The following is a 25,307-nucleotide window of genomic DNA, read 5'->3' as shown; positions in this document are numbered from 1 at the left end:
GAATGCCGTTTCCTTGCGGCATCGCTAGACTGTATCCAACAGCCTGAGCCTGTCGCCATGTCACGGGGAGGTATATCGCATTGTGGTAGAGATCATCAAGGCCTTGAATCTCACACCGGAGCAGGAAGCCTTGGTGGATCTGCACAGTTTTCTCAATGTGCTCAACGTACTTTCAGCGGAAATGGATCTGCTGGCGCTGCATCTGGACCGCCCTGAGCCGCTGAAACGCGGCATCGGCGCCGTGCATGAGTTTGCCCGTGCCCTGCAAGACCCGTTTCAAGCCAGACTCTGGGTCCGGGATATCGATGCCATTCACCAGTAAATCCAGCAGGCGGTCGCAACCGCCGTGATCGGCATCACCCCTACCCCGGCCGCCCAGGAATGTCTGGACAACATTGAAGCCGTCATGGCGATCTTCAAGACCCGGGTCAAGGAGCTGACGGCCCGTGCCGGCGTGCCGATGATCTGGCAATGGTATGACCTGGAGCTGCTCAAGGAAGATCTGGCGATCCTGTTTCAGGTGATGCAGCAGAAAAGCAACGGCGGCTTCGGCATCAAGCACAACATCGCCGGACAGGAAGAGCGGGACTATCTGGTGAAATTCGATGTCACCAGCCGGGATGGAAACCAGATTTTCATGCCGGCCGTGTTCAGCGACGTGATACGGGATCTGATGGCCAACGCACGCAAGTACACCCCGCCCGGTGGGCGCATCCTGTCAGGCCTGGATGATGACGGCCACAGGATACGCTTCGTGGTGGAGGATACCGGTGTCGGCATTCCCGCCGAGCAGATTCAGGACGTCGTCATGCTGGGCTTCCGTGCGGATAACGTCAGAAATCGACGAACCTATGGCGGCGGCTTCGGCCTGACCAAGGCCTATTGGGTGACCCAGCGCCTCCAGGGACGCATGTGGATCGACTCCCGCCTCGATGAAGGCACCCGGATCGAGATCCAGTTTCCCCGCGCCCCTAGCGGTTGACGTCCACCACCGTGCGCCCCCGCACCTGTCCGGCCAGGATCCGGTCGGCCAGCGGAATCACCTCCGCCAATGCCACCTCCGTGGTGGCCACCGCCAGCCGCTCCGGATCCAGTTCCCGGGCCAGGCAATCCCAGGCCTCCAGACGCCGCTCCATGGGTGTGTAGACGCTGTCCACACCCAGCAGGTTCACCCCCCGCAGGATGAAGGGTGCCACGGTCGCCGGCAGGTCCATGCCCTGGGCCAGCCCGCAGGCGGCCACACTGCCGCCGTAGCAGGTGGAAGCCAGCACATTGGCCAGGGTATGACTGCCCACCGTGTCCACTGCCCCGGCCCAGCGGATCTTGCCCAGGGGCTTGCCGGGGGACGACAGCTCCGCCCGATCCATGACTTCCGCCGCGCCCAGGCCCGTGAGGTATGCCGCCTCCCCCGGCCGCCCGGTGGATGCCACCACCCGGTAGCCGCGCCCCGCCAGCAGCATCACCGCGATGCTGCCCACCCCACCACCGGCGCCGGTCACCAGAACGTCGCCCTGGTCGGGCCGGACACCCTGGCGGGCCAGAGCCAGCACACAGAGCATGGCGGTGTAGCCGGCGGTGCCGATGGCCATGGCCTGGCGCAGGTCAAGGGCCTCCGGCAGGGGTACCAACCAGTCCCCCTTGAGGCGCGCCTTCTCGGCCAGACCGCCGGGGTGGGCTTCACCCACCCCCCAGCCATTGAGGATGACCCGGTCACCCGGCCGCCAGCAGGGGTGATCGCTGTGTTCCACCGTGCCCGACAGATCCACTCCCGGGACCATGGGATAGTGGCGGACCACGGGGGCCTTGCCGGTGATTGCCAGGCCGTCCTTGTAGTTGAGGGTGGACCAGGCCACCCTGACGGTCACATCGCCTTCCGGTAGCGCCTGCTCATCCAGGGATTCCAGCTTCGCCTCGACGCCGCTTTCGGTCTTGTTCAGTACGATGGCTCGATACATCCTCCGCCCTCCTGTGGGTGGTCGTTATGGTCTGCCCGCTCTACGGCAGGGCTTGAGTGAGCTCCGATTCCAGCCGGGTCAGGATATCCGCCAGCCCCCGGGACAGGCCCGCGGCCACCTGGGCCGGGGTGGCTTCGGACAGCGGCTGACGGGACTGCAGGGTAGAGGCCAGCAGGATACGACGCTCTCCCTCCTGTCCACGGGATGACAGGTAGGCCTGCAATTCCAGCACCGCTGCCGGAGACTGCTCATCCCGCAGATCGCCATGGATGGTGTTGACCAGAATATCCAGGCGGTAGTCCGCTTCCCGGGCCAGGCTGGGCGGCAGCAGGGTGTGGAACACCCGGGCGTCATGCAACCACTCCCGGGTCGTGCTGTACACCTGATCCCGCACTGGAGCAAACCAGTCATGATGGAAATCGGAGACATACCGTGTGTCATCCATGCGGTAGATCAGACCCCGGGTGGCGAACTCCGGTGCCACCCGCACCGTCCCCATGACCAAACTGCCACCGACCGGCTCGTCCACCGGCAGGGCCGGCCGCTTGGCCTCCATCAGATAGGTGGTACGTACCGGCGGATCGCGGTCCAGACTCACGCTGCAGGCGGCGGTCATCAGCAAGGCCGGCACCAGCAGGAACAGCAACAGGGACTTGGTGAGTCGAGGCATGATCGGGCTCCGGATCATCGGGACAGTTCGGCGGGTTCAGGGGGACGATTCAGGATCGCCCCCGGATGGCGGCGCAGATCCTCGGTGAGGGCACGCAGGTTGTCGGTCATGGCCCGCAGGTTGTCCAGCGAGGCGGCAATGTCCTGCTCATGACCGGCGATCAGGTCGTCGGCACGTCCCACGGTGCCCTTGAGCTGATCCAGGGAGCGGGTCAAGCCTTCCAACGACTGGCGGATCTCGGGGGACTCCGACAAGCGCCGGAGATTCTGTGCCGTTGCCCCCAGGTCTTCCGGAATCCTGGCCAATTGCGGCGAATCCGCCAGGCGCTGCACCCGCTTGAGGATGTCGTGGGTCTGCTCCAGGCTGCCGGTCAGTTCCCGCATCAACTGGCCGCTATCCACCCCTTCCACCAGTTCATTGAGATTGATGGTGAAACGCTCAATGTTATGCAGGATGGATTCCACGTCCATCCTGTCCACCCGGCGCATGATATTGTCCGCGTACTGCAGAAACTGGGTCATGGTACTGGGGGCGGAGGGGATGTACAGGTACTCCGGAGTCCAGTCGATGACCACCGGGGTGAAGGTGTCCGCATCGAAGAAATCCAGTTCCAGAAAGTTGATACCGGTGACCCCCTGGCTGGTCATGCGCACCCGCAGCCCTCGTTCCACGAACAGCGCCAGCTCATCCTTGGTATCCACCTCCCTCACGGGCGTACTGAGCAGATCCGGACGCAACCAGCCCCTGACCATCACATACTGGGCACGGTCGGCGACAGGCAGCTCTTTCTGGTAATGGGCGTAGGTGAAGCTGATCTGACTCACCTCGCCGATGGTGACCCCGCGCAGCTTGATGGGCGCCCCCACGTCCAGCCCCTGGATGGAGCCGTCGAAATAGGTTTCCATCATCAACTTGGGCCGCAACAGCGCGCCCACACCCAGCGCCAGCAGGATCACGACGGTAGCGGCAAAGGCACCGACGATGAACAATCCCAGACGAAAATAACCGGCACGACTACTCACGATGCCTCCGTGGCTTCACGGTTGAAGAAACGACGTACCCACGGGTGTTCACTGTGGTCCCGCAGATGGGCGGGATCACCCTCTGCCAGGATACCCCGGGTTTCCTTGTCCAGCATGATCACCCGGTCCGCAATAGTGAAAATGCTGGGCAATTCGTGGGTCACCACCACGAAGGTGATGCCCAGAATGCGGCTCAGACGCAGGATCAGCTGATCCAGTTCCGCCGAGGTGATGGGATCCAGACCGGCGGAGGGCTCATCCAGAAACAGGATGTCCGGATCCAGCGCCATGGCCCGGGCGATGGCTGCGCGCTTTTGCATCCCGCCGGAAATCTCCGCCGGCATGTGCTGTTCGAACCCGGTCAGTCCCACCAGCTGCAGCTTGAGGCGGGCTACCAGATCCATGGCTTCTTCGGGCAGGTCGGTGAACTCCTCCAGGGGCAGGCGCACGTTTTCCAGCAGGGTCATGGAACCGAACAGGGCACCCATCTGGTACATGACACCGAAACGTCGCAGGATATCCCGACGGGCCTGGCCCTCGGTCCCGGTAAAGACCTCGCCGCCGATGACCACCTCTCCGGCCATGGGCTCGTAGAGTCCGATCATGTGCTTGAGCAGGGTGCTCTTGCCGCAGCCGGAACCACCCAAAATGACGAAGATCTCACCCGGCGCAATGTCGAAGGACAGATGCGCCAGCAGCGGCGTACCGCCGAACCCCAGCGTGAGGTCCCGTACCTGGATGATCGGCGGTGGCGATTGAGAGTCGGGCTGCATCAGATACCCAGATGGAAGAAGATCACGGCAAACAGACCGTCCAGAACCACGATCAGGATAATCGCGCTGACCACCGCCCGGGTGGTGGAAATCCCCACGGCGGAGGCGCCGGTGCGGGTTTCCAGGCCGCGCAGACAGCCCACGCCGGCGATGACCAGGCCGAACACGGTGGCCTTGAACAGGCCGCCCAGGAAGTCTCCCGGCGACACCGCCTGACTGACCTGGTTCATGAACGCCACCAGGGGCACGTCGAAGGTCATCATCACCATGGCCCCCCCCATCAGCCCCACCAGGTCCGCAAAGATGGTCAACAAAGGCGCGATGATCACCGCCGCCATGACCCGGGTCACCACCAGGAAACGGACCGGGTCCAGTCCCATGGTGGTCAGGGCATTGAGTTCCTCGTTGACCTTCATGGTACCGATCTCGGCGGCAAAGGCGGAAGCGGAACGGCCCGCCAGCAGGATCGCCGTCATCAGCGGACCCAGTTCCCGGAACAGGGACAAGGCCACCAGGTTGGCGACGAAGATCTCGGCACCGAACTGTTTCATCGCCACGGCGGACTGAAACGCCAGGATCACCCCCATGAGAAAGGCAATCAGGGCGACGATGGGCAGGGCATTAACCCCAGCTTCCTGGGCAATGCGCAGGGCATCCTTCCAGCGCACGCGGGAGGGATGGGCCAGGCCGTGGGCCAGGGCGGCTGCGGCCTCGCCCACAAACACCACATGATTGTAAAGGTCGCGCCCCAGGTCATGGACTCCGTCACCCAGGCGCCGACCCAGTCCGGGCGCGCGACGCGCCTCCGGGGCACCGGTCAAGGCCTTGGCATCGAAGGGTTCCAGCAGCTGCGCCATCTTGGTCGGCACATTCACCAGCGCCACCTCCGCCCCCGGTGCCCGGGTCTGACGCAGCAGATCCAGCAACAGGGCCACACCGGCACCGTCGCAGTAGTCCACCGCCGCCAGATCCACCCGCACCGGCGTCTCGGCATGATCCTCCAGCATGCGGCCGGCCCGGGGCCAGAGTGGGCCTATCGTATAGGCGTCCAGGCGGCCGGACAGCTCGAGGATACACTCACCCGCCGGGCCGGGTGAGACCTTCAGATATGCGCCGTCTTCATTCACGGATGTCTTTTTACCCACGGGAACACGCGAACTCCATGGCAAACCATTGAACATGTCGCTCCATATTGCCAGACTGAACAGGAGAAGAAAGCAACGGTGAACCCCCTGGCACGGGGACAGTCCAACCATTTTTTGACAGAACATCCGGGATCGTCATGTCCAGTACCCTGCACATCGAACGCCTGACGGGCCCACAAGCCGCTCCCTGGCTAAACGAGCTGGCCCGGCTCAGGATCAGCGTTTTCCATGCCTATCCCTATCTCTATGACGGCGACCCGGCGTATGAGGAAAACTACCTGGCCACCTACACGGCCTCCCCCAAAAGCGTCGTGGTGCTGGTCCGTGACGGCGACAGGATCGTCGGCGCCTCCACCGCCCTGCCCCTGGCGCACGAGCCGGAGAACGTGATCCGCCCCCTGCGTCAGCACGGCTACGATCCGGCGCGGGTCTTCTACCTGGGGGAATCCGTGCTGCTGCCCGAATACCGGGGTCAGGGGCTAGGGGTGAGATTCTTCCAGGAACGGGAGGCCCATGCCAGATCCCTGGGCGGTTTCACCCACGCCACCTTCTGCGCCGTCTATCGGCCGAAAGACGACCCCCGCCGTCCTTCCGACTACACACCGCTGGATGAGTTCTGGAAAAAACGAGGTTATCGCAAGCAACCCAGCCTCACCACCCTCTTTTCCTGGAAGGATCTGGATCAGCCAAGGGAATCGGAAAAGACCATGGTCTTCTGGGTCAAGTCCCTCTAGCAGGGTTCACAACCGATGACGGAGGGCCGGAGCCGCCCATGAACAAGACCCAGCCGGATACCGCCACGGCCGCACGCATCGATGCCATCCTGGCGCAGTTGAATACAGTCATCTTTGGCAAACCCGGCCCCATCCGGCTGTCCCTGGCCTGCCTGCTGGCCCGGGGTCACCTGCTGGTGGAAGACCTGCCGGGGGTCGGCAAGACCACCCTGGCCCATGCCCTGGCCCGCACCCTGGGGTTGCAGTTCCAGCGCATCCAGTTCACCAGCGATCTGCTGCCGGCGGACATCCTCGGCGTCTCGGTGTTCAGCACGGAGCGCAAGCGCTTCGAGTTCCATCCCGGTCCGGTCTTTTCCCAACTGGTTCTGGCGGACGAGATCAACCGCGCCACGCCCAAATCCCAGAGCGCCCTGCTGGAGGCCATGGAGGAACAACAGGTCACCATCGAAGGCACCACCCGGCGTCTGCCGGAGCCGTTCTTCGTCATCGCCACCCAGAATCCCCAGGAACAGATCGGCACATTTCCCCTGCCCGAATCCCAGATGGACCGTTTCCTGATGCGCATCCATCTGGGGTATCCGGACGCGGCGGCCGAACGTGCCCTGCTGCGGGGGCGGGACCGCCGTGAGCTGGTGGAGGAACTCCCCGCCCAGGTGGATACCCCTGCCCTGCTGTCGCTGCAGCGACAGGTCACGCAGGTTCATGTCTCCGATGCCCTGCTGGACTACCTGCAAGCCATCGTCGCCCACACCCGCCGACCGGGGGTGTACCGGATGGGTCTGTCGCCACGGGCGGTGCTGGCACTGCTGCGCGCCGCCCAGGCCTGGGCCCTGGTGGATCACCGGGATCATGTGCTGCCGGAAGACATCCAGGCGGTCCTGCCGCCGGTGGCCGGGCATCGACTGCACCTGAGCGAATCCCCCGGCCTGGCACCGGAACAGGTCACCCGGCGTCTGATCGAGGCCGTTCCGGTCCCGTGATGAAGGCCCAGGTCCTGGATCGTCGGCGGCTGCGGGAACGGGCCATCGCCTGGATCACCCGGCACCAGCTGCCGGAAGGCCGGACCCTGCGGCTGCACCGGCGCTGCATCTACATCCTGCCCACCCGTCAGGGCTACACCTTTGCCCTGATCCTCCTGGTGATGCTGCTGGGGGCCATCAATTACAGCAACAGCATGGCCTTCATGCTGACCTTCCTGCTGGCGGCCCTGGGCGCCAATGCCATGTGGCATACCCACAGAAACCTGCTGGGGCTGCGGGTCACGCGCCGACCGGCTCAGCCGGTCTTTGCCGGCCAGACCGCCCAATTCGTCTACACCATGGAAAACCCCAGTCGGGTGACCCGTCGCGGCCTGCTGCTGGAGACCCTGGATGGCACACCGGTGCCCTTTGATGTCGGCGCCCGGGATGAAACCCAGGTCACTCTGGACCTGCCCGCCCGGCGCCGGGGTGTGTTGCGACCCGGTCGCCTACGACTCCATGGCCGCTATCCCATGGGACTGTTCCGGGCCTGGTCCTGGCTGCATTTCGATGAGTCCGTGCTGGTCTACCCCAAGCCCCTGCCCATGGATCAGGCGCCCCCCTTTGCCGGGCAGGATGAAGGCGAAAGCCGGGAACGGACCGATCCCGCCGGAGAGGAGTTTGCCGGTGTCCGGGGCTATCAGCCGGGAGACTCCCCCCGCCATCTGGACTGGAAGGCCCTGGCCCGTACCGGTGATCTTTACATCAAGCAGTTCGGCGAGGTGAGCGGCGGGCAGGTCTGGCTGGACTGGGACCAGTTGCCGGCGGGCGATCTGGAGATCCGGCTGTCCATGATGTGTCACCAGGTCCTTCAGGCCCAGGCTCAGGGGCTACGCTTCGGCCTGCGCATGCCCGGCCTGGAGCTGGAGCCGGACACGGGCGAGGCCCATCAGCGACGCTGCCTGGAATACCTGGCCTGCTTCGCCCTACCGGCGGACGCCTGTCCATGAGCGTCGCACCCATGAGGCTGGAAGACCGGCTACCGGCCCGTTCCGGCGCCCTGCTGTGGGTGATCGCCGCCATCGGCGTGGCCATCGTGCTCCACCTGTTCAATCAACCCGTGTGGGTGGTGCTGACCACGGTCCTGGCCCTGGCCTGGCGCGGCGGCGTCCATCTGGGCCGACTGCCCATGCCCTCCCGCTGGATACTGGTGCTGCTCACCATACTCATGACCGGCCTGGTCCTGGGTCGCTACGGCACCCTCTTCGGCCGCGACGCCGGCGTGGCCCTGCTGGTCCTGATGACAGGCCTGAAACTGCTGGAAACCCGCACCTACCGGGATGCCATGCTGGTGGTGTTCCTGGGCTATTTCGTCATCATCACCAACTTCTTCTACTCCCAGGAGATCCCGGTCGCCCTCTACATGCTGGTGGCGGTGTTCGCCACCACCGCCGCCCTGGTCAGGCTCAATGCCGGTGAAGGGGTACAACCGGTCAGGGAGTCCTTCGGCCTGGCCGGTCTGATGCTGGGCCAGGCGGTGCCGGTGATGATCATCCTGTTCCTGCTCTTTCCCCGTCTGCCCGGCCCCCTCTGGGGCATGCCCCAGGACAGCACCACCGGCGTGACCGGCCTGTCCGACAGCATGTCCCCCGGTTCCATCAGTGAATTACTGCAGTCCGACGCCCCCGCTTTCCGGGTTTCATTCACCGACGAGCCGCCCGCGCCGGCACAGCGGTACTGGCGCGGGCCGGTATTCGCCCATTTCGACGGGCGCACCTGGCGGGCGGGCCGGGAGACGGAAATCGACGCCCTGCCCCTGCTGCCGGATACCGATGGCATGGTGACCTACACCCTTAATCTGGAACCCCACGAACGCCGCTGGCTGCTGGCCCTGGATGTCCCCGTCGCCGTGCCGCCCGATGCCCGCATGACCGAGGATCACTATCTGGTGGCCGACCGCCCGGTACGGCGCCTGGTGCAGTACAGCCTGGCCTCGCGGACGGATCTGATCCTGGAACCGGAACTGTCCGAGGCACGTCGCCGCCAGGCACTGAGCCTGCCGGCTCGCGCGGCCCCACGGGCCCAGGCACTGGCGCAGGCCTGGCGGGCACAACATGAAGAAGACGACACCCTGATCCAGGCCGCCCTGCGGCACTTCAACGAAGAACCCTTCTTCTACACCCTGTCTCCCCCCAGACTGGAGCGGGACCCGGTGGATCAGTTCCTGTTCGAGGCCCGGGCCGGTTTCTGCGAACACTATGCCAGCGCCTTCGTGGTGCTGATGCGGGCCGCCGGCATCCCGGCACGGGTGGTCACCGGTTACCAGGGCGGCGAATACAACCGCCTGGGCAATTACCTGCTGGTGCGTCAGTCCGATGCCCATGCCTGGGCCGAGGTCTGGCTGGAAGGCCGGGGCTGGGTACGGGTGGACCCCACCGCCGCGGTCGCTCCGGAACGCATCGAACAAGGGATCCGGATCGCCCTGTCGGGGGATCTGGGCGCCCCGGACTTTATCCGTCGCAGCCTGGACTGGGGCATGGTGAGGCTGCAGTGGGCGCTATGGCGCGACAGCATCGACTACTACTGGAGCGGCTGGGTGCTGGCCTTCGGTCCCGAGCGACAGGAAGAACTGCTGGAGCGGCTGGGCCTGGGACGCCTGGACTGGCGCGGGATGATCACCCTGATGGTGGTACTCATCGGCGCGGTGGTGCTGGTGTTCGCGGCCGTGTTCCTGTGGCGCAATCGCCTGCCGGTCGCCGATCCGCTGGCCGTGGTCTATCGGCGTTTCTGCCGTCGTCTGGCCCGGGCCGGACTGACCCGCGCCCCCCATGAACCGCCCATGGACTTTGCCCGACGCATCGCCCGGGAACGCCCGGATCTGGCGGAACCGGTGGCGGCCTTCACCCGGGAATACGTGGCCCTGCGCTACGGTGCCGGTCCCGACCCGGAACGTTTCGGGCAACTGCGCGGGCTGTTGCGGCGGATCAGGCCCTGAAACAAAAAACCCGCCGTTGCCGGCGGGTACAAAGCCCAATGGGGAGGGAGGCAGACAAGCCCACGTCCCTGTGAGCCGGGCTTTGTCGGGGGGATGCCGGCGGTCATGCCGATAGTCGTTGAGGTTCCTCATGGTCGGCGGGATGGCCCTGGACCGACTTCTTGCGAAAATCCGCGATCGCGGCCTTGATGGCGTCCTCGGCCAGGACCGAACAGTGGATTTTCACCGGGGGCAGGGCCAGTTCCTCGGCAATCTGGGTATTCTTGATGGCGCCGGCCTCCTCCAGGGTTTTCCCTTTCACCCACTCGGTGAGCAGGCTGGAGCTGGCAATGGCGGAACCGCAACCGTAGGTCTTGAACCTGGCGTCCTCGATGACGCCGGCATCGTTGACCCGGATCTGCAGTTTCATCACGTCACCGCAGGCCGGTGCGCCCACCATGCCGGTGCCCACGTGGGGGTCTGCCTTGTCCAGGGAGCCCACGTTGCGGGGGTTTTCGTAGTGGTCGATGACTTTGTCGCTGTAGGCCATGTTCGATTACCTCTCGAATGGGTTGTCCCGAGTGGCTCAGTGAGCCACCCACTCCACGGTCTTGAGATCCACCCCTTCCTGGTGCATTTCCCAGAGGGGGGACAGCTCGCGCAGCTTCTCCACCGCCGATTTGACCAGGGCGATGGTGTGATCGATGTCCTCCACGGTGGTATAGCGGCCCACGGAGAAGCGGATGGAGCTGTGGGCCAGCTCATCATCCCGCCCCAGGGCACGCAGCACGTAGGAGGGCTCCAGACTGGCGCTGGTGCAGGCGGAACCGGAGGAGACGGCGATGTCCTTGAGGGCCATGATCAGGCTCTCCCCTTCCACGAAGTTGAAGGAGACATTGAGATTGCCGGCCACCCGTCGCTCCAGGTCACCATTGAGATAAACCTCGTCCATGCCGGACAGGCCTTCCCAGAGCCGGTCCCGCAACATGCGCAGGCGCTCGTTCTCCGCCCCCATCTCCTCGCGGGCGATGCGAAAGGCCTCGCCCATGCCGATGATCTGATGGGGCGCCAGGGTACCGGAGCGCATACCGCGCTCATGGCCACCTCCGTGCATCTGGGCCTCAATCCGCACCCGGGGCTTGCGACTCACGTACAGGGCACCCACGCCCTTGGGACCATAGGTCTTGTGAGCCGAAAAACTCATCAGATCCACCGGCAGTTTCGACAGGTCCAGAGGCACCTTGCCGGTGGACTGGGCGGCATCCACATGGAACAGGACACCTCGGGATCGAGTCAGGTTGCCGATGGCCTCGATATCCTGGATCACGCCGATCTCGTTGTTCACGTGCATCACGGAGACCAGCACCGTATCGTCACGCAGGGCTCCCTCCAGCTTGGCCATGTCCAGCAGGCCGCTGGGCTCCGGGTCCAGGTAGGTGACTTCGAACCCTTCCCGCTCCAGCTGCCGGCAGGTGTCAAGCACCGCCTTGTGTTCGGTCTTGAGGGTGACGATATGACGCCCTTTCTTCTGGTAGAAATGGGCCGCCCCCTTGATGGCCAGGTTGTCCGCCTCGGTGGCACCGCTCGTCCAGACGATTTCCCGGGGATCGGCCCCCACCAGGGCGGCCACCTGCTCCCGGGCCTCTTCCACCGCCTTTTCCGCTTCCCAGCCGAAACTGTGGGAGCGGGAAGCGGGGTTGCCGAAGGCACCGCCCACGGTCATGAACCGGAACATCGTTTCCGCCACCCGCTCGTCGACCGGCGTGGTGGCGGCATAATCCAGGTAGATGGGCCTTTTCGATGACATGGAGATCTCCTCAGGCGGCGGAGCGACGGAAAATGAAATGCTGGTGGGCATGGCGGGGATGTTGCTGTTCCTGGCGCCGGGCAATCTGCTGGACCTCGGGACGGTTGGCGAACTGGTCCAGGGTGATCCCGTCCAGGAATGCAAACAGTTGCTGACTGAGTTCATCCCAGAGCTGGTGAGTCAGGCAACGCTGCCCGTCGTGGCAGTCACCGGTGCCCAGGCAGCGGGTCATCTTCACGTTCTCGTCCACCGCCGTAATGATGCTCGCCACCGTGATCTCATCGGCGGGCTGCGCCAGGCGATAGCCGCCGCCGGGACCTCGTACCCCCTCCACCAGACCATGCTTGCGCAGCTTGGCGAAGAGCTGTTCCAGGTAGGACAGGGAAATCCCCTGGGTCTGGGAAATATCCGCCAGGGTGACAGGGCCGATCCCGTCGTGGATGGCCAGGTCCAGCATGGCGGTCACTGCGTATCGGCTCTTGGTTGACAGTTTCATGGACGCCCCCTTCCTCGGTTGTCAGGCTTCACAATTTCCGACCTTCTAAGTCAGGTTTAGAGGCAGTCTTACAAAACCAAGCTGGGGAGTCAAGAATTTTTTGCGGCGGCGCCGGCCCCCTCGAACCGATGGCCCTGATGCAGACAATAGCCGAGCCATTTATAGAGAAAACGGTTGAAACGCCAGCGGTGCTCCAGGGCCTGCCAATCCGGATGATCGCCCAGACTGACTTCCTCGCCGGAGCGACGGCAGGCGCATCCCATCACTTCCACCTGACGGGCGTCATGATAGACCCGCAGATGCAGATTGGGGCTCTTGCGACGATGCCGTCCTTCGTCGCCTTCAAAGTGATAGGTCAGTATCAGGGTGGTGGTGTAGGGACAACTCTCGATCACCTCCAGATACAGGTCCATGGCCCCCGCCACCCGGGAAACCAGCGCACCCCGCTGTGATCTCAGTTCGGGAGAGAGTTGGCGCAGGCGGATGTAATTGGCCTCATACAGGTCCATCAACGCCGCAAAACTGCGGGGCCTGGGGTCCAGATAGGCGGGTTTGCGTGCCTCGATCAACATGGGCGGCATATTACCAAGGAGAACACTGGGAAAGCCATCGAGCCGAGACCCTTCGTGCCCGATCGGGACAGATGACCGCGTATTTGGTAACTTCAATGACTCAAGCCACTCAACGCCGCGAGCCCATGAACATCAACCTGGTTGCCACCACCCCCTTCAAAGACCAGAAACCGGGCACTTCCGGCCTGCGCAAGCAGGTACGCGTCTTTCAGCAGCCCCATTATCTGGAAAACTTCGTCCAGGCCGTCTTCAACACCCAGACTGCGCTCAAGGGCGGCACCCTGGTGCTGGGCGGTGATGGCCGCTACTTCAACCGGGAAGCCATCCAGATCATCCTGCGCATGGCGGCGGCTCATGGGGTGGCCAAGGTCATCGTGGGACTCGGCGGTATCCTCTCCACCCCGGCGGCCTCCTGTCTGATCCGACGCTACCGCACCCAGGGTGGACTCATCCTCTCTGCCAGTCATAACCCCGGCGGCCCCCATGCCGACTTCGGCATCAAGTTCAATACGCCCAACGGGGGACCGGCACCGGAAAAGGTCACCAATGAGATCCACGCCGCCACCCTGACGCTGAGCGAGTACCGGATTGCCGACATCCAGCACGTGGACATCGATCACCTGGGCACCAGCAAGCTGGGCACCATGGAGATTGCCGTGGTGGATCCGGTGCAGGATTACGCTGCACTGATGCAGAACCTGTTCGATTTTGATCGCATGCGCGCCCTGTTCAACAGCGTCCCCTTCCGCATGCGCTTTGATGCCATGCACGCGGTGACCGGTCCCTATGCCCGGCGCATCCTGGAAGACATGCTCGGTGCCCCTCCGGGCACGGTGATGCGGGCCGAGCCGCTGGCGGATTTCGGCGGCCACCACCCGGACCCCAATCTGGTCCATGCGCACGATCTGGTGGAGGCCATGAACGGGCGCAATGGCCCCGACTTCGGCGCCGCCTCCGATGGGGACGGGGATCGCAACATGATCCTGGGACGCCGCTTCTTCGTCACCCCCAGCGACAGTCTGGCGGTACTGGCGGCCAATGCCCACCATGTCCCTGGCTACCGTGGCGGCATTGTCGGCATTGCCCGCTCCATGCCCACCAGCCAGGCGGCGGACCGGGTGGCGGAGCATTTGGGCATTGAGTGCTTCGAGACCCCCACCGGCTGGAAGTTCTTCGGCAACCTGCTGGATGCCGGCCGGGTCACCCTCTGCGGCGAGGAGAGTTTCGGTACCGGTTCCGACCATGTACGGGAAAAGGACGGGCTGTGGGCGGTGCTGTTCTGGCTCAACCTGCTGGCGGTGCGCCACGAATCGGTGGAAAACATCGTCAAGTCCCACTGGCGTCAGTTCGGACGCAATTATTACACCCGCCATGACTTCGAAGAGGTGGACGCCCAGCGGGCGGAAACCCTGATGAACCGGTTGCGGGACCGTTTGCCGGGCCTGACCGGCAAACGCCTGGGTGACCACACCGTGAGCCTGGCGGATGACTTCGCCTATGAAGATCCCATTGACGGGTCCATCAGTCAGGGACAGGGGGTTCGCATCCTGTTCGAGGGCGGTTCACGGCTGGTATTCCGACTGTCGGGTACGGGTACGGCGGGGGCGACGCTACGGCTCTACGTGGAACGGTATGAGCCGGACCCGCAACGGCACGCACTGGAGACCCAGACGGCGCTGGCGCCGCTGATTGCCATTGCCCACGAGGTGGCGGGCATCCGGGAACATACCGGGTGCGAGGCACCGACGGTGATCACCTGAAGAGACAAAAGGCCCTGTTTTCAGGCCCGCTCCCAGTCAAAGGCCAGCACCTGCCGGATGTGGTCGCAACCACTCAGGCACATGAGCAACCGGTCCACGCCCAGGGCCACACCGGCGCAATCCGGCAGGCCCTCGGCCAGAGCCGCCAGAAGATGATGATCCACCGCCACCGCCGCTTGCCCGGCGGACCGGCGGCGGCGATTGTCCGCCTCGAAACGGACGCCCTGCTCCACCGCATCCCCCAGTTCATGAAAACCGTTGGCCAGTTCCACCCCACCCCAATACAGCTCGAAGCGCTCGGCCACCGCCGGGTTCTCCGGACAGATCCGGGCCAGCGCGGCCTGGCTGGCAGGATAATCATGGATGAAAGTCAGACCCTCCGCGGGTAGCGCGGGTGCCACCACCATGGACATGATCAGGTCCAGCCAGCCATCCCGATCCAGTTCACCCCGCACATCCAGCCCGAGCGCCCGCGCCCTGTCGGCCAGTTCCACGACATCGGCATGCAGGGGATCGATACCGGCATGATCGAGCATGGCCTGCCGGTAACTCAGCCAGGTGGTCGGGCGGGATAGCCGGTCACCGGCCAGACCACGCACCAGATCATCGACTTCAGCCATCAGCCGATGGTGGTCGAACCCGACCCGATACCATTCCAGCAGGGTGAATTCCGGATTGTGAAAGCGACCGGCTTCCCCGGCACGAAAGACCCGAGCAATCTGATAGATATCCCCCGACCCGGCGGCCAACAGGCGCTTCATGGGAAACTCAGGGGAGGTATGCAGCCAGAGGGTAGCCTCCGGCAGGGTCACGGTCAGGCTCTCAATGGCGGGATCCGTGGCCCCCGCCCTGGACAGGCAGGGGGTTTCCACTTCCAATACCCCCCGCGCATGGAAAAAGTGGCGGATCGACCGAAGCAGATCCGCCCGACGACGCAACATCGCCGGAGCGGCGGAGGGGAACCAACTCACGCGCGGGAGACGTAGTCGCCGGTGCGGGTATCCACGCGGATCACGTCCCCTTCGTTCACGAACAGGGGCACCTTGACCACAGCCCCGGTCTCCAGCGTGGCCGGCTTGGTGCCGCCGGTGGCGGTGTCGCCGCGGATGCCCGGATCACACTGGGTAATCTTCAGTTCCACGAAATTGGGCGGGCTGACCGACAGGGGTACGTTGTTCCACAGGGTCACGGTGCACATGTCCTGTTCCTTGAGCCACTTCATGGCATCGATGACCGCGGCCTCGTTGGCGGCATACTGCTCGAAACTCTCCGGCATCATGAAGTGCCAGAACTCGCCGTCGGCGTAGAGGTATTGCATGTCCGTGTCCATCACGTCGGCGGCTTCCACCGAGTCGCCGGACTTGAAGGTCTTGTCCAGCACGCGACCGGTCTTGAGGTTGCGCATCTTCACACGATTGAAGGCCTGCCCCTTGCCGGGCTTGACGAACTCGTTTTCCACGATGGCGTAAGGATCGCCATCCAGCAGAATCTTGAGTCCGCTCTTGAATTCATTGGTACTGTACATTGCCATAGTGATGCATCTCCGGATCGAGCAGGGCTCGAAGGGGTTTCCAACAGGGATGATCCCGAGTGAGCGGTGAATCTGGCAAAGAGACGCGCAAAACCGGCACAATGGAGCAGCCTGCCACGATCCACCCTGAAAAATCCGCCTATGATAACGCGATTAACCGCCCACAGTCAGTCGGCGGATTGGCAACGCGCCCTCGCCAGGGCCGTGACCGATCCGGAAGAACTTTTTGAGCGCCTGTCGCTGGATCCGGCCCTGCTGCCCGCCACCCTGAAGGCCGCGGAACGGTTCCGGGTGCGGGTGCCCCTGGGGTATCTGGGGCGCATGACTCCGGGAGACCCCAACGACCCCTTGCTGAGACAGGTACTGCCCCTGGCCGAGGAATGCCTGGAAGTCCCCGGCTTTCAGAGTGATCCGGTCGGTGATCTGGAATCGATGCCGATTCCAGGGCTATTGCACAAGTATCATGGCCGGGTGCTGCTGGTGACTTCCGGCGCCTGTGCCATCCATTGTCGCTACTGTTTCCGACAGCATTTTCCCTATCGGGACGCCTCCGCGATCCGGGAAGCCTGGCCCCATATTCTGCTGTACCTGCGCACCCATCAGGATATCCAGGAAGTGATCCTGAGCGGCGGTGATCCGCTCACCCTGAATGATGAAAAGCTGGCGGCGATGGTTTCGGATCTGGCCGGTATCCCCCATCTGCGCACCCTGCGCCTGCACAGCCGCCTCCCGGTGGTGCTGCCGGAAAGAATCGACGACGCCCTGCTGGGCTGGCTGACCAGCACCCGCCTGCGCCCCATCATGGTCATCCATGCCAATCACGCCAGGGAACTGGACGGTACCACCCGGGCGGCCATGGAGCGACTGGAACTGGCCGGGGTACGCCTGTTCAATCAGACCGTCCTGCTCAAGGGTATCAACGACAATCCGGATGCCCTGGCGACACTCAGTCACGCCCTGTTCGACAGTGGCGTCCAGCCTTATTACCTGCACATGCTGGACCCTGTACAGGGCGCGGCGCATTTCGCCGTCACCGAGGAGCGGGCCCTGGGCATCATGGATCGCCTGAGCCGGCAGCTCCCCGGTTACCTACTCCCCCGCCTGGTACGAGAAATCCCGGGGCAGGATAAGAAGACCCCCCTGGTTCAGGCGCCCCAGGCCATGGATGACTCTGCAATTTGAACTCTGGAAAAATAGGGTCTATAACCGTTAAAATGGTGAACCACGTCACAAAAAATCAGTCTCAAGGCCGAGACACTGGCCCCGAGAGTAAACCGAGATGCTGGTCGGAACCCCCATGGTGCAGCCTCCAGGCGATGATGCCCTTCCCTTGCAGCCAAGGAAGGTCAAGCTCTGGCTGAAGACACTGCCCTTGGCAGACATGGGAGAGACAACCCGCAGACTGCTCCAGGCCGTCCGGTCACTGAATAACCGGTCATTGCCTGCGGCGGATCGTCTTGAGATCATGGAACTCATGCGTCCCTCCCTGCATATGGCGCAGGAACACCTGGGTCGACACTTCATCAACCGCTCCCTTCCCCTGCCGCCGCGAGGCCTTCAAATTGCCCATGTCGCGGGAGAACTGCTGGCGGAAACCAGCACCGGCTATCTGAAGGTTCTCAGAGATGTGCGGGGGACGAAGAGGACGGGACTCTCCAGTAGACAGCTGACTACGGCCGTCTATCGGGGCTTGTGTCTATTGGGGACCCAGCAGCGCCATGCTGCCCGCCTGTACCTGCCCCCCCCCGCCGGGAACCTGGCAAGCCATGCACGAACTCCTGAGTGATGCGGAGCATCATGAACTGCTCTACCAGGAGATCACGGACGAGCCGTCGAAACGACGTACCCCCGCACAGGCCTATCTCCAGGCAGCCCTGCTGGCCCTGGCTTCCCCACTGACCCTGCGTCAGGGTGAATCGGACCGGTTGCATCGCCACCTGGAAGCCCATTGCACAGGCTGCCATATCGGACCGGATGCCCTGCCCGATCATGCCGGCATGCTCTACCGGATCAATCTGCGCGGCGACCAGGGACCAGACTACATCAGGTCGGATGAGGTGAACGGCACAGCAGGTGACCGTTTCCTGCAGATCGCCCCCCTGATTCGTCAACTCCGCGATCTGGTGCGGCGGGAACATGACAGGAAGATCGACAATGACCTGATCCAAAGAGCACTGACCGCCTGGACGAACACGGCTCGGCGGCGCTTCAACCGTACCGGAAAGGGCGGCCTGATCGATGTTGCCACGGGTCTGGCCGGTATCCATCACTGCATCACCCGGAAGGTTGATGCCGACCTGGGCAAGCGCTCCACGGACCCGACCCAACTGTCCCTGCAAGAGATCGATTACACCCTTCGCTCCATGGAGATGGGCATCTCGGTACGTTATCTGGCCGACATGCCCAAAGATCTGGGATCTTCCGCCTGGGACAGCATTGCCAAGGGCAATCTGGTAACCAGCACCACCCTCCTGGACAACGGAAGCGCGCCACCGAGCCCTGAGATCCAGACTCCGCAGGCATGGCAACTGGTGGACAGCAGTGCCGGCGGTTTTCGCCTGCGCTGGGAGCAACCTCAGGCAGGACGTGTCCAGGTGGGAGAACTGGTCGGTCTGCGCCACCATGAAAGCGGCGGGGCTGGCTGGCAACTGGGCATTGTACGCTGGATGATGTTCCACCCCTCAACCGGCCTGGAAATCGGAGTCCAGATTCTCGCCCCTCGCAGCTTGCCGGTCATACTCAGGCGTGGTCAGCGCAATCTGGCCCACGGACAGCCATTGGAGGGACTCATGTCCCCCACCATCCAGATACTGCAACAGACCACCAGCCTGTTCTGTCCCGCCGGCGCTTTCCAGGTCGATGACGAAGTGATCGTAAATCTAGCGGGGCGCGGCCTACCCGTGAAACTCACCCGCAGGTTGGTGCACTCCAGTCGCTTCGAACAGTTCGCCTATGAGCCGCTCAGGGGCTTACCACAGAGTGTAGACAACGGTGAACAGAGTACGGTGAACGCCACGGTCTGGTCCGCTATCTAGGAAAACGCCCTGCGCCCTGCCTGATCACGGCATGGTCCGCACCTGATTGGCGATATCGAGGGGGTTGTCTATATAATCGAGGCCAGTGACCTCCGCCGGCACCCTGCCCGGCCCCATCCCGCGTACTCAGGCCAGGCACCGAATGGACAACCTTCTACGCCTACTGATCATTGATGACAACCTAAACGACGCCGAGATGGTGGTGAGCACGCTCAAGTCCGCCGGCTTGGCCGTCAGACCCGAGCGCGCAGAAGACGAAGAAGACCTGCTTGCCAAACTGAAGCAGCACCCCCCCGACGTCATCATCTGCACCCTTGGGCACCCTTCACTCTCCCTGGAGAAAGTCATTCAGATCAGCCGTCAGATGGGGCGTCATGCCCCCGTGGTTGCCGTGGCCACGGATCCCGACACCGATGTCGTGGAGTGCCTGGGATCGGGGGCTCACGACATGGTGCGCAAGGATCACCTGGATCACCTGCGCCTGGTGATCACTCGAGCCCTGGCCTTTCAGCAGCAATGGCGCTCCCTGAAGTCTCTTGAGTCCTCGCTGAGAGAGGCGGAGAGACGCTGTAAAATGCTGCTGGAAAATGCGCGGGATGCCATTGCCTATGTCCACGAAGGCATGCACCTTTACGCCAATCCTGCCTACCTGAGACTGTTCGGATTTTCCGACATCGAAGAGATCGAAGGCATTCCCATCATGGACATGGTGGTACGCGAAGACCAGCGAAAGCTCAGGGAGTATCTGCGTCAGCATGATGACACCCTGAACGATGAGGCGCCCCCCGACGCCCTCCCTGAGGCCCATGACCTGCAACTCAAGCGGATGTCGGGGGATAGTTTCTCGGCACGAATGGAATTCAGCGGCGCCATTATCGACGGTGAACCCTGCATTCAGGTACTCATCCGGTCCGACAAGAATGGTAATACCCTGGAACTGGAAAAAAAACTCAACTACCTCTCACAGCGAGACCTGATCACAGGCCTTTACAATCGGCAGTATTTCCTCGAATGCCTGCAGAAATCCCTGGGCCAGGCCGCTCAGGGCAAGTCCAATGCCACGCTGATCGAACTGGCCGTTGACCAGTTCAGCAACATCAGGGAACTGGTGGGCGTGGCCGGAGCGGACCTGGTGCTCGGCGACCTGGGCAAACTGCTGGAGGAGGCCTGCGGCCAATCCGACATCGTGGCCCGACTGGAAGGGCAGGCCTACGGTATCCTCAGTCAGCACTGGGAGATGCAGGATATCACGCGTTTTACCCGCGGCCTGCTGGACCGGATATCGGAACACATCTGTGAAGTGGAAGGACGCTCCATCAGCTTCACCGCCTCCGTCGGAGCCGTGCAGATCGACGAAAATGCACCCGATATCGATGAACTCCTGTCCCGTTCACACAAGGCGTGCGAGGAGGCGGCGGCATCGGGTGGCAACCGGACGGTGGTCTATCAGCCCAAGGAAGGGGAGATGAGCCAGAAGCAACTGGATGAAACCTGGTCCAGGCGCATCCACGAGGCGATGAAGGCCAACCGACTGATCCTGCTGTTCCAACCTATCATCAGTCTCCACGGGGAGGCAGGGGAACGCTATGAAGTCTTCATGCGTCTTCTCAACGAAGGAGGCGAAGCCATCAGCCCCAGCCACTTCATGCCCAGCGCGGAACGTACCGATCTGGCACGGCAATTGGACCAATGGGTCATCGAACAGGCCCTAAGCACCCTGGCGGCACGTCGCAAGACAGGTCATGACACGGTATTTTTCATCAAGATCACCAGCGGCACTCTCCACGACCCGGGCATGGTTCCCTGGATCGCGGAGCGACTCAAGGAGCACCGCATCCCGGCCGAATGCGTGGTGTTCCAGATCAAAGTGGCAAACGTCATCGCCCATCTCAAACAGGCCCGGGATCTGGTCAAGTCGCTCAAGACCATTCACTGCCAGTTCGTGCTGGACGACTTCGGTATCGGACTCAACCCCTTCCAGATACTGCAGCACATTCCGGTGGATTACCTGAAGGTGGATGCCTCCTACACCCGCAACCTGGTCAAAAGTCACGAAGACCAGGAAGTGCTCAAGCACCTCACGAACACGGGCCATACCCAGGGCAAGATGATCATTGCCCAGCAGGTGGAAGACGCTGCCACACTCTCGGTGCTCTGGGGCCTGGGCGTGAACTTCATTCAGGGGAATTTCCTGCAGGCGCCCTCCGGTGCCCTGGAATACGACTTCTCGTCCATGGGGTGACCCTGCCCTTCTCCCCCAAGGGGAGAAGGGAGGGCACTGAAGATCAGCGGCCGCCGGCCTTGAGGGCCATGATGCGCTCTTCCAACGGCGGGTGGGTCATGAACAGCTTCTTGATCCCCTGCCCCATGCCACCACGGATGCCGAAAGCCTGCATCTGGTCGGGCATCTGGCTGGGCTGCCCCTGAGCGGCACGCAGACGCTCCAGGGCGGCGATCATCTTCTCCCGGCCGGCCAGCTTGGCGCCCCCTTCGTCGGCACGGAATTCCCGCTGACGGGAGAACCACATGACGATGATGGAAGCCAGGATGGCCAGGATGATTTCCGCCACGATGGTGGTCACCCAGAAGGCCGGGCCATGGCCTTCCTCGTTCTTGAACACCACCCGGTCCACCAAGTGACCGATGACGCGGGCCAGGAAGATCACGAAGGTGTTGATCACTCCCTGAATCAGGGCCAGGGTGACCATGTCGCCGTTGGCCACATGAGCCACTTCGTGTCCCAGCACGGCCTCCACTTCATCCCGGTTCATGTTGTCCATGAGGCCGGTGCTCACGGCCACCAGGGCATTGTTCCTGCTCATGCCGGTGGCGAAGGCGTTGGGGTCCGGTGAGTCGAAGATGCCCACTTCCGGCATGCCGATACCGGCCTGCTGGGCCTGACGGCGCACGGTCTCCACCAGCCAGCGCTCGGTCTCGGTGCGAGGCTGTTCGATGACCTGCACGTTCATGGTCTTCTTGGCCATCCACTTGGAAATGGCCAGGGAGATGAAGGAACCCCCGAAGCCGAAGACGGCGGCAAAGACCAGCAGATTGCTCAGGTTCAGGTTGGTCCCTGATTCATCCAGGATGCGCTCCACTCCCAGAATCCGCAGGGTGATGCTTAACACCACGATGATGGCCAGGTTAGTGGCCAGGAACAGGGCGATGCGCTTCATGCTGTCTCCATGATCTGAAGTTGGGGTTTGTCAATGACAGGGTACGGCGTATTAGATGGGGTTTGGCATGAAAAATTCAAGCACAAAGCTTCAGTCCGGCACATGCAGGGCATTGCCCGGCTTTCGCTGGGCCGCTAAGGGATCACGGCATTGAGGGCATCCACCTTCTGAAACCCCCGAGGCAACTTCCGGCCCCGACGGCCCCGCTCTCCCAGGTACTCCTCCAGTTCCGCTCCCTTCACCGCCTTGAACTTCTTGCCGGCCACCACATTGAGCACCTCGCCCTCCGCCACCAGAGCCGGTTCCACCATCCATTCCTCCCTCGCCTTGAGACGGGCCGAGGGGATGTTGATGATCTTGTCGCCCTTGCCCCGGGCCATCCGGGGCAGGTCTGACAGGACCGTGACCAGCAGATACCCATCACTGGTGGCTGCCGCCAGACGCTGGCGCTCCGGATCCCGAATCCGGACCGGCGGCAGCACGTTGGCCCCCTCCGGTACCGTCAGCACCACCTTGCCTCCCCGGTTGCGGGAAATCATGTCTTCCAAGGTGCAGATGAAGCCGTAGCCGTGATCGGTGGCCAGCAGGTAGAGATCGTCCGGTGCCCCCATCATCACGCCGACAAAGCGGGCACCGTCCGGTGGGGACAGACGCCCGGATAGGGGCTCCCCCTGCCCTCGCGCCGACGGCAGGGTATGGGCGGCCAGGGCATAGGTGCGACCGGTGGAATCGATGAACACCGCCTGCTGATTGCTGCGTCCGGGGGAAGCGGACAAAAAGCCGTCACCGGATTTGTAACTGAGTCCGGCGGCATCCACTTCATGGCCCTTGGCGGCGCGCACCCAGCCCATGCGGGAGAGCACCACGGTCAATGGCTCCGAGGGGATCAGGGCCGACTCGTCCAGGGCCTGGGCGGCGGCCCGCTCGACGATGGGGGAACGACGATCATCACCAAACTTCTCCGCATCGGCGGCGATCTCGTCACGCACCAGGTTCCTGAGCAGTTCGCCGGAGCCCAGGATGGCCCGTAACTGGTCACGCTCCCGGGACAACTCGTCCTGCTCACCGCGGATCTTCATTTCCTCCAGCCTGGCCAGATGGCGCAGCTTGAGTTCCAGGATGGCTTCGGCCTGGGCATCGGTGAGTCCGAAGCGTTCCATCAGCACCGGCTTGGGCTCGTCGTGCTCGCGAATGATGCGGATCACCTCGTCGATATTCAGATAGGCGATCAACAGCCCCGCCAGGATGTGCAGCCGCTTTTCCACCTTGTCCAGGCGCCACTGCAGGCGGCGACGCACGGTTTCGGTACGGAAGGACAGCCACTCGGTCAGGAGCTGGACCAGGTTTTTCACCTGGGGCCGACCGTCCAGACCGATGACGTTCAGGTTCACCCGATAACTGCGCTCCAGATCCGTGGTGGCGAACAGGTGGGCCATGAGACCCGGGATGTCCACCCGGTTGGAGCGGGGTGTGATCACCAGTCGGGTGGGATGCTCATGGTCCGACTCATCCCGCAGATCCTCCACCATCGGCAGCTTCTTGGCGTTCATCTGGGCGGCGATCTGTTCCAGTACCTTGGCTCCGGAAACCTGATGCGGCAGGGCCGTGATGATGATGTCGCCGTTTTCCCGTTCATAACGGGCACGCATGCGCAGACTGCCGTTGCCGGTGCGGTACAGGGCCACCAGTTCCCGGCGGGGGGTGATGATCTCCGCCTCGGTGGGAAAGTCCGGCCCCTGGACATGGCGGCACAGATCCTCCACCGAGGCCTCGGGATGGGCCAGCAGGTGGATGCAGGCGGCGGCCACTTCCCTGAGATTATGGGGCGGGATGTCCGTGGCCATGCCGACGGCAATGCCGGTGCCGCCGTTGAGCAGCACGTTGGGCAGACGGGACGGCAGGACCCGGGGCTCTTCCAGGGTGCCGTCGAAGTTGGGTACCCAGTCGGCGGTCCCCTGCCCCAGTTCCGACAGCAGCAGCTGGGCATAGGGAGACAATCGCGCCTCGGTGTAGCGCATGGCGGCAAAGGACTTGGGATCGTCCGGCGACCCCCAGTTGCCCTGGCCGTCCACGAAGGGATAGCGGGAAGAGAAGGGTTGGGCCAACAGCACCATGGCCTCATAGCAGGCGGAATCCCCATGGGGATGAAACTTGCCCAGCACGTCCCCCACGGTACGGGCGGACTTCTTGTGCTTGGAAACGGCGGACAGGCCCAGCTCGCTCATGGCGTAGATGATGCGTCGCTGCACGGGTTTGAGCCCGTCCCCCACGTGGGGCAGGGCACGGTCCAGGATGACGTACATGGAGTAGTCCAGGTACGCCTTTTCGGTAAAGGTCTTGAGCGGCAGGCGTTCGACGCCTTCCAGGTTCAGATCGTAATGGCTCATGAATGTCCGTCGATTGCGGGCAAGGAATCGGGAAGCTTCAGTCCTCTTCGGACTTCATGTCCCGCAGGTACAGCCAGCCCATGGGGATCATCAGCAGATAGCCGCCCACGGTGAGTATCCAGGCGTAACCCGGGAAGCGCCAGGCCGGAGGATAGAGTCCCCCCATGCCGGCGGTGGCCAGTTCCATGATGCCCACCATGGCCATGATGATGCCCGCGAAACTGAGCAGGACCAGCGCCAGACGCTTTCCGAATCCGATGGGTGTTGCCATTTCAAGCTCCTGTTTCCGTGTGAGTCCCGCACTGAGTGCG

General features: G+C 63.3%; 24 protein-coding genes. 10 read left to right on the top strand and 14 right to left on the bottom strand.

From position 1 onward, the window contains the following. Positions 1 to 82 precede the first annotated feature (82 nt). Positions 83 to 322 carry a hypothetical protein gene (locus ECTPHS_RS05040; protein WP_008931616.1) on the top strand — a complete coding sequence of 80 codons (240 nt, stop codon included), beginning with the start codon at positions 83 to 85 and terminating at the stop codon, positions 320 to 322. A 24-nt stretch (positions 323 to 346) separates the two neighbouring features. Continuing rightward, positions 347 to 982, top strand: coding sequence for a sensor histidine kinase KdpD (locus ECTPHS_RS05035; protein WP_008931615.1), 636 nt, complete (start codon positions 347 to 349; stop codon positions 980 to 982). Here the strand turns inward: ECTPHS_RS05035 and ECTPHS_RS05030 are convergent. From ECTPHS_RS05030 to ECTPHS_RS05010, 5 genes are read right to left on the bottom strand one after another with little or no spacing between them, the layout of a single operon-like run. Further along, positions 972 to 1,955, bottom strand: coding sequence for an MDR family oxidoreductase (locus tag ECTPHS_RS05030; RefSeq protein WP_008931614.1), 984 nt, complete (start codon positions 1,953 to 1,955; stop codon positions 972 to 974). The genes ECTPHS_RS05035 and ECTPHS_RS05030 overlap by 11 nt on opposite strands. Before the next feature lie 40 nt (positions 1,956 to 1,995). Further along, positions 1,996 to 2,625, bottom strand: a complete 630-nt coding sequence (locus tag ECTPHS_RS05025; protein ID WP_008931613.1) for an ABC-type transport auxiliary lipoprotein family protein — start codon at positions 2,623 to 2,625, stop codon at positions 1,996 to 1,998. Between the two features lie 14 nt (positions 2,626 to 2,639). Next, positions 2,640 to 3,647: an MlaD family protein gene (locus ECTPHS_RS05020; RefSeq protein ID WP_008931612.1), complete on the bottom strand. Its 1,008-nt coding sequence runs from the start codon at positions 3,645 to 3,647 to the stop codon at positions 2,640 to 2,642. Beyond that, a complete protein-coding gene (locus tag ECTPHS_RS05015) occupies positions 3,644 to 4,420 on the bottom strand; it encodes an ABC transporter ATP-binding protein (protein ID WP_008931611.1) in 777 nt (258 codons plus the stop codon). The genes ECTPHS_RS05020 and ECTPHS_RS05015 overlap by 4 nt, the downstream gene beginning before the upstream one ends. Further along, positions 4,420 to 5,565 (bottom strand): ABC transporter permease, encoded by a 1,146-nt coding sequence (locus tag ECTPHS_RS05010; protein WP_008931610.1) that lies wholly within the window; start codon positions 5,563 to 5,565, stop codon positions 4,420 to 4,422. The genes ECTPHS_RS05015 and ECTPHS_RS05010 overlap by 1 nt, the downstream gene beginning before the upstream one ends. Positions 5,566 to 5,702: 137 nt before the next feature. Between ECTPHS_RS05010 and ECTPHS_RS05005 the strand changes: the two genes are divergently transcribed. From ECTPHS_RS05005 to ECTPHS_RS04990, 4 genes are read left to right on the top strand one after another with little or no spacing between them, the layout of a single operon-like run. After that, positions 5,703 to 6,299, top strand: a complete 597-nt coding sequence (locus tag ECTPHS_RS05005) for a GNAT family N-acetyltransferase (RefSeq protein ID WP_008931609.1) — start codon at positions 5,703 to 5,705, stop codon at positions 6,297 to 6,299. Between the two features lie 38 nt (positions 6,300 to 6,337). Next, the gene (locus ECTPHS_RS05000; RefSeq protein WP_008931608.1) at positions 6,338 to 7,279 is read left to right on the top strand and encodes a MoxR family ATPase; all 942 of its coding nucleotides are present in this window, start codon (positions 6,338 to 6,340) and stop codon (positions 7,277 to 7,279) included. Then, a complete protein-coding gene (locus ECTPHS_RS04995; RefSeq protein ID WP_008931607.1) occupies positions 7,279 to 8,268 on the top strand; it encodes a DUF58 domain-containing protein in 990 nt (329 codons plus the stop codon). Before ECTPHS_RS05000 ends, ECTPHS_RS04995 begins: the two co-directional genes overlap by 1 nt. Beyond that, on the top strand, positions 8,265 to 10,253 hold the full coding sequence (locus ECTPHS_RS04990) for a DUF3488 and transglutaminase-like domain-containing protein (protein WP_246828314.1): 1,989 nt from the start codon (positions 8,265 to 8,267) through the stop codon (positions 10,251 to 10,253). Before ECTPHS_RS04995 ends, ECTPHS_RS04990 begins: the two co-directional genes overlap by 4 nt. 103 nt (positions 10,254 to 10,356) lie before the next feature. On the opposite strand, the gene iscU is transcribed toward ECTPHS_RS04990, so the two are convergent. The 4 genes from iscU to ECTPHS_RS04970 form a co-directional block, all read right to left on the bottom strand. After that, complete coding sequence (iscU, locus tag ECTPHS_RS04985; RefSeq protein ID WP_008931605.1) at positions 10,357 to 10,782, bottom strand: Fe-S cluster assembly scaffold IscU; 426 nt, start codon at positions 10,780 to 10,782, stop codon at positions 10,357 to 10,359. A gap of 36 nt (positions 10,783 to 10,818) precedes the next feature. Continuing rightward, the gene (locus ECTPHS_RS04980) at positions 10,819 to 12,039 is read right to left on the bottom strand and encodes an IscS subfamily cysteine desulfurase (protein WP_008931604.1); all 1,221 of its coding nucleotides are present in this window, start codon (positions 12,037 to 12,039) and stop codon (positions 10,819 to 10,821) included. Between the two features lie 10 nt (positions 12,040 to 12,049). Further along, positions 12,050 to 12,535, bottom strand: a complete 486-nt coding sequence (locus ECTPHS_RS04975; protein ID WP_008931603.1) for an Rrf2 family transcriptional regulator — start codon at positions 12,533 to 12,535, stop codon at positions 12,050 to 12,052. An 89-nt stretch (positions 12,536 to 12,624) separates the two neighbouring features. Then, positions 12,625 to 13,107, bottom strand: a complete 483-nt coding sequence (locus ECTPHS_RS04970) for a DUF1249 domain-containing protein (protein WP_008931602.1) — start codon at positions 13,105 to 13,107, stop codon at positions 12,625 to 12,627. Positions 13,108 to 13,232: 125 nt separating this feature from the next. Between ECTPHS_RS04970 and ECTPHS_RS04965 the strand changes: the two genes are divergently transcribed. Continuing rightward, positions 13,233 to 14,867: an alpha-D-glucose phosphate-specific phosphoglucomutase gene (locus ECTPHS_RS04965; protein WP_008931601.1), complete on the top strand. Its 1,635-nt coding sequence runs from the start codon at positions 13,233 to 13,235 to the stop codon at positions 14,865 to 14,867. Positions 14,868 to 14,887: 20 nt separating this feature from the next. On the opposite strand, the gene epmA is transcribed toward ECTPHS_RS04965, so the two are convergent. Together epmA and efp are read right to left on the bottom strand one after the other, a co-directional pair. Continuing rightward, positions 14,888 to 15,838: an EF-P lysine aminoacylase EpmA gene (gene epmA, locus ECTPHS_RS04960; protein ID WP_083838770.1), complete on the bottom strand. Its 951-nt coding sequence runs from the start codon at positions 15,836 to 15,838 to the stop codon at positions 14,888 to 14,890. Then, positions 15,835 to 16,398 carry an elongation factor P gene (gene efp, locus ECTPHS_RS04955; RefSeq protein ID WP_008931599.1) on the bottom strand — a complete coding sequence of 188 codons (564 nt, stop codon included), beginning with the start codon at positions 16,396 to 16,398 and terminating at the stop codon, positions 15,835 to 15,837. Before efp ends, epmA begins: the two co-directional genes overlap by 4 nt. A gap of 141 nt (positions 16,399 to 16,539) precedes the next feature. Between efp and epmB the strand changes: the two genes are divergently transcribed. From epmB to ECTPHS_RS04935, 3 genes are all read left to right on the top strand, one after another. Further along, positions 16,540 to 17,580 carry an EF-P beta-lysylation protein EpmB gene (gene epmB, locus ECTPHS_RS04950; RefSeq protein WP_050814214.1) on the top strand — a complete coding sequence of 347 codons (1,041 nt, stop codon included), beginning with the start codon at positions 16,540 to 16,542 and terminating at the stop codon, positions 17,578 to 17,580. 584 nt (positions 17,581 to 18,164) lie between these two features. Next, positions 18,165 to 19,433, top strand: coding sequence for a hypothetical protein (locus tag ECTPHS_RS04940; RefSeq protein WP_008931596.1), 1,269 nt, complete (start codon positions 18,165 to 18,167; stop codon positions 19,431 to 19,433). A gap of 142 nt (positions 19,434 to 19,575) precedes the next feature. Next, positions 19,576 to 21,675, top strand: a complete 2,100-nt coding sequence (locus tag ECTPHS_RS04935; RefSeq protein ID WP_008931594.1) for an EAL domain-containing protein — start codon at positions 19,576 to 19,578, stop codon at positions 21,673 to 21,675. Between the two features lie 43 nt (positions 21,676 to 21,718). Here ECTPHS_RS04935 and htpX read toward each other — a convergent pair whose 3' ends face one another. The 3 genes from htpX to ECTPHS_RS04920 all read right to left on the bottom strand — a co-directional run bounded on the left by htpX (position 21,719) and on the right by ECTPHS_RS04920 (position 25,267). Then, positions 21,719 to 22,609: a protease HtpX gene (gene htpX / locus ECTPHS_RS04930; RefSeq protein WP_008931593.1), complete on the bottom strand. Its 891-nt coding sequence runs from the start codon at positions 22,607 to 22,609 to the stop codon at positions 21,719 to 21,721. 134 nt (positions 22,610 to 22,743) lie between these two features. Beyond that, positions 22,744 to 24,996, bottom strand: a complete 2,253-nt coding sequence (parC, locus tag ECTPHS_RS04925; RefSeq protein WP_008931592.1) for a DNA topoisomerase IV subunit A — start codon at positions 24,994 to 24,996, stop codon at positions 22,744 to 22,746. Between the two features lie 37 nt (positions 24,997 to 25,033). Further along, positions 25,034 to 25,267, bottom strand: coding sequence for a hypothetical protein (locus ECTPHS_RS04920; RefSeq protein ID WP_008931591.1), 234 nt, complete (start codon positions 25,265 to 25,267; stop codon positions 25,034 to 25,036). Between the last annotated feature and the right edge of the window lie 40 nt (positions 25,268 to 25,307).

The organism is Ectothiorhodospira sp. PHS-1, from assembly GCF_000225005.1.
Taxonomy (GTDB): Bacteria; Pseudomonadota; Gammaproteobacteria; order Ectothiorhodospirales; family Ectothiorhodospiraceae; genus Ectothiorhodospira.
Note: the sequence above shows the minus strand (reverse complement) of the source record. Positions and strands in the feature narration are given on the sequence as shown.

Coding starts and splice junctions, on each gene's coding strand:
- ECTPHS_RS04965 (WP_008931601.1), top strand. CDS start 13,233: ATGAACATCAACCTGGTTGCCACCACCCCCTTCAAAGACCAGAAACCG.
- htpX (WP_008931593.1), bottom strand. CDS start 22,609: ATGAAGCGCATCGCCCTGTTCCTGGCCACTAACCTGGCCATCATCGTG.
- ECTPHS_RS05025 (WP_008931613.1), bottom strand. CDS start 2,625: ATGCCTCGACTCACCAAGTCCCTGTTGCTGTTCCTGCTGGTGCCGGCC.
- ECTPHS_RS05005 (WP_008931609.1), top strand. CDS start 5,703: ATGTCCAGTACCCTGCACATCGAACGCCTGACGGGCCCACAAGCCGCT.
- ECTPHS_RS04990 (WP_246828314.1), top strand. CDS start 8,265: ATGAGCGTCGCACCCATGAGGCTGGAAGACCGGCTACCGGCCCGTTCC.
- ECTPHS_RS04920 (WP_008931591.1), bottom strand. CDS start 25,267: ATGGCAACACCCATCGGATTCGGAAAGCGTCTGGCGCTGGTCCTGCTC.
- ECTPHS_RS05000 (WP_008931608.1), top strand. CDS start 6,338: ATGAACAAGACCCAGCCGGATACCGCCACGGCCGCACGCATCGATGCC.
- ECTPHS_RS04940 (WP_008931596.1), top strand. CDS start 18,165: ATGCACGAACTCCTGAGTGATGCGGAGCATCATGAACTGCTCTACCAG.
- ECTPHS_RS04975 (WP_008931603.1), bottom strand. CDS start 12,535: ATGAAACTGTCAACCAAGAGCCGATACGCAGTGACCGCCATGCTGGAC.
- parC (WP_008931592.1), bottom strand. CDS start 24,996: ATGAGCCATTACGATCTGAACCTGGAAGGCGTCGAACGCCTGCCGCTC.
- ECTPHS_RS04995 (WP_008931607.1), top strand. CDS start 7,279: ATGAAGGCCCAGGTCCTGGATCGTCGGCGGCTGCGGGAACGGGCCATC.
- ECTPHS_RS05015 (WP_008931611.1), bottom strand. CDS start 4,420: ATGCAGCCCGACTCTCAATCGCCACCGCCGATCATCCAGGTACGGGAC.
- efp (WP_008931599.1), bottom strand. CDS start 16,398: ATGGCAATGTACAGTACCAATGAATTCAAGAGCGGACTCAAGATTCTG.
- ECTPHS_RS04980 (WP_008931604.1), bottom strand. CDS start 12,039: ATGTCATCGAAAAGGCCCATCTACCTGGATTATGCCGCCACCACGCCG.
- iscU (WP_008931605.1), bottom strand. CDS start 10,782: ATGGCCTACAGCGACAAAGTCATCGACCACTACGAAAACCCCCGCAAC.
- epmB (WP_050814214.1), top strand. CDS start 16,540: ATGATAACGCGATTAACCGCCCACAGTCAGTCGGCGGATTGGCAACGC.
- ECTPHS_RS05030 (WP_008931614.1), bottom strand. CDS start 1,955: ATGTATCGAGCCATCGTACTGAACAAGACCGAAAGCGGCGTCGAGGCG.
- ECTPHS_RS04970 (WP_008931602.1), bottom strand. CDS start 13,107: ATGTTGATCGAGGCACGCAAACCCGCCTATCTGGACCCCAGGCCCCGC.
- ECTPHS_RS04935 (WP_008931594.1), top strand. CDS start 19,576: ATGGACAACCTTCTACGCCTACTGATCATTGATGACAACCTAAACGAC.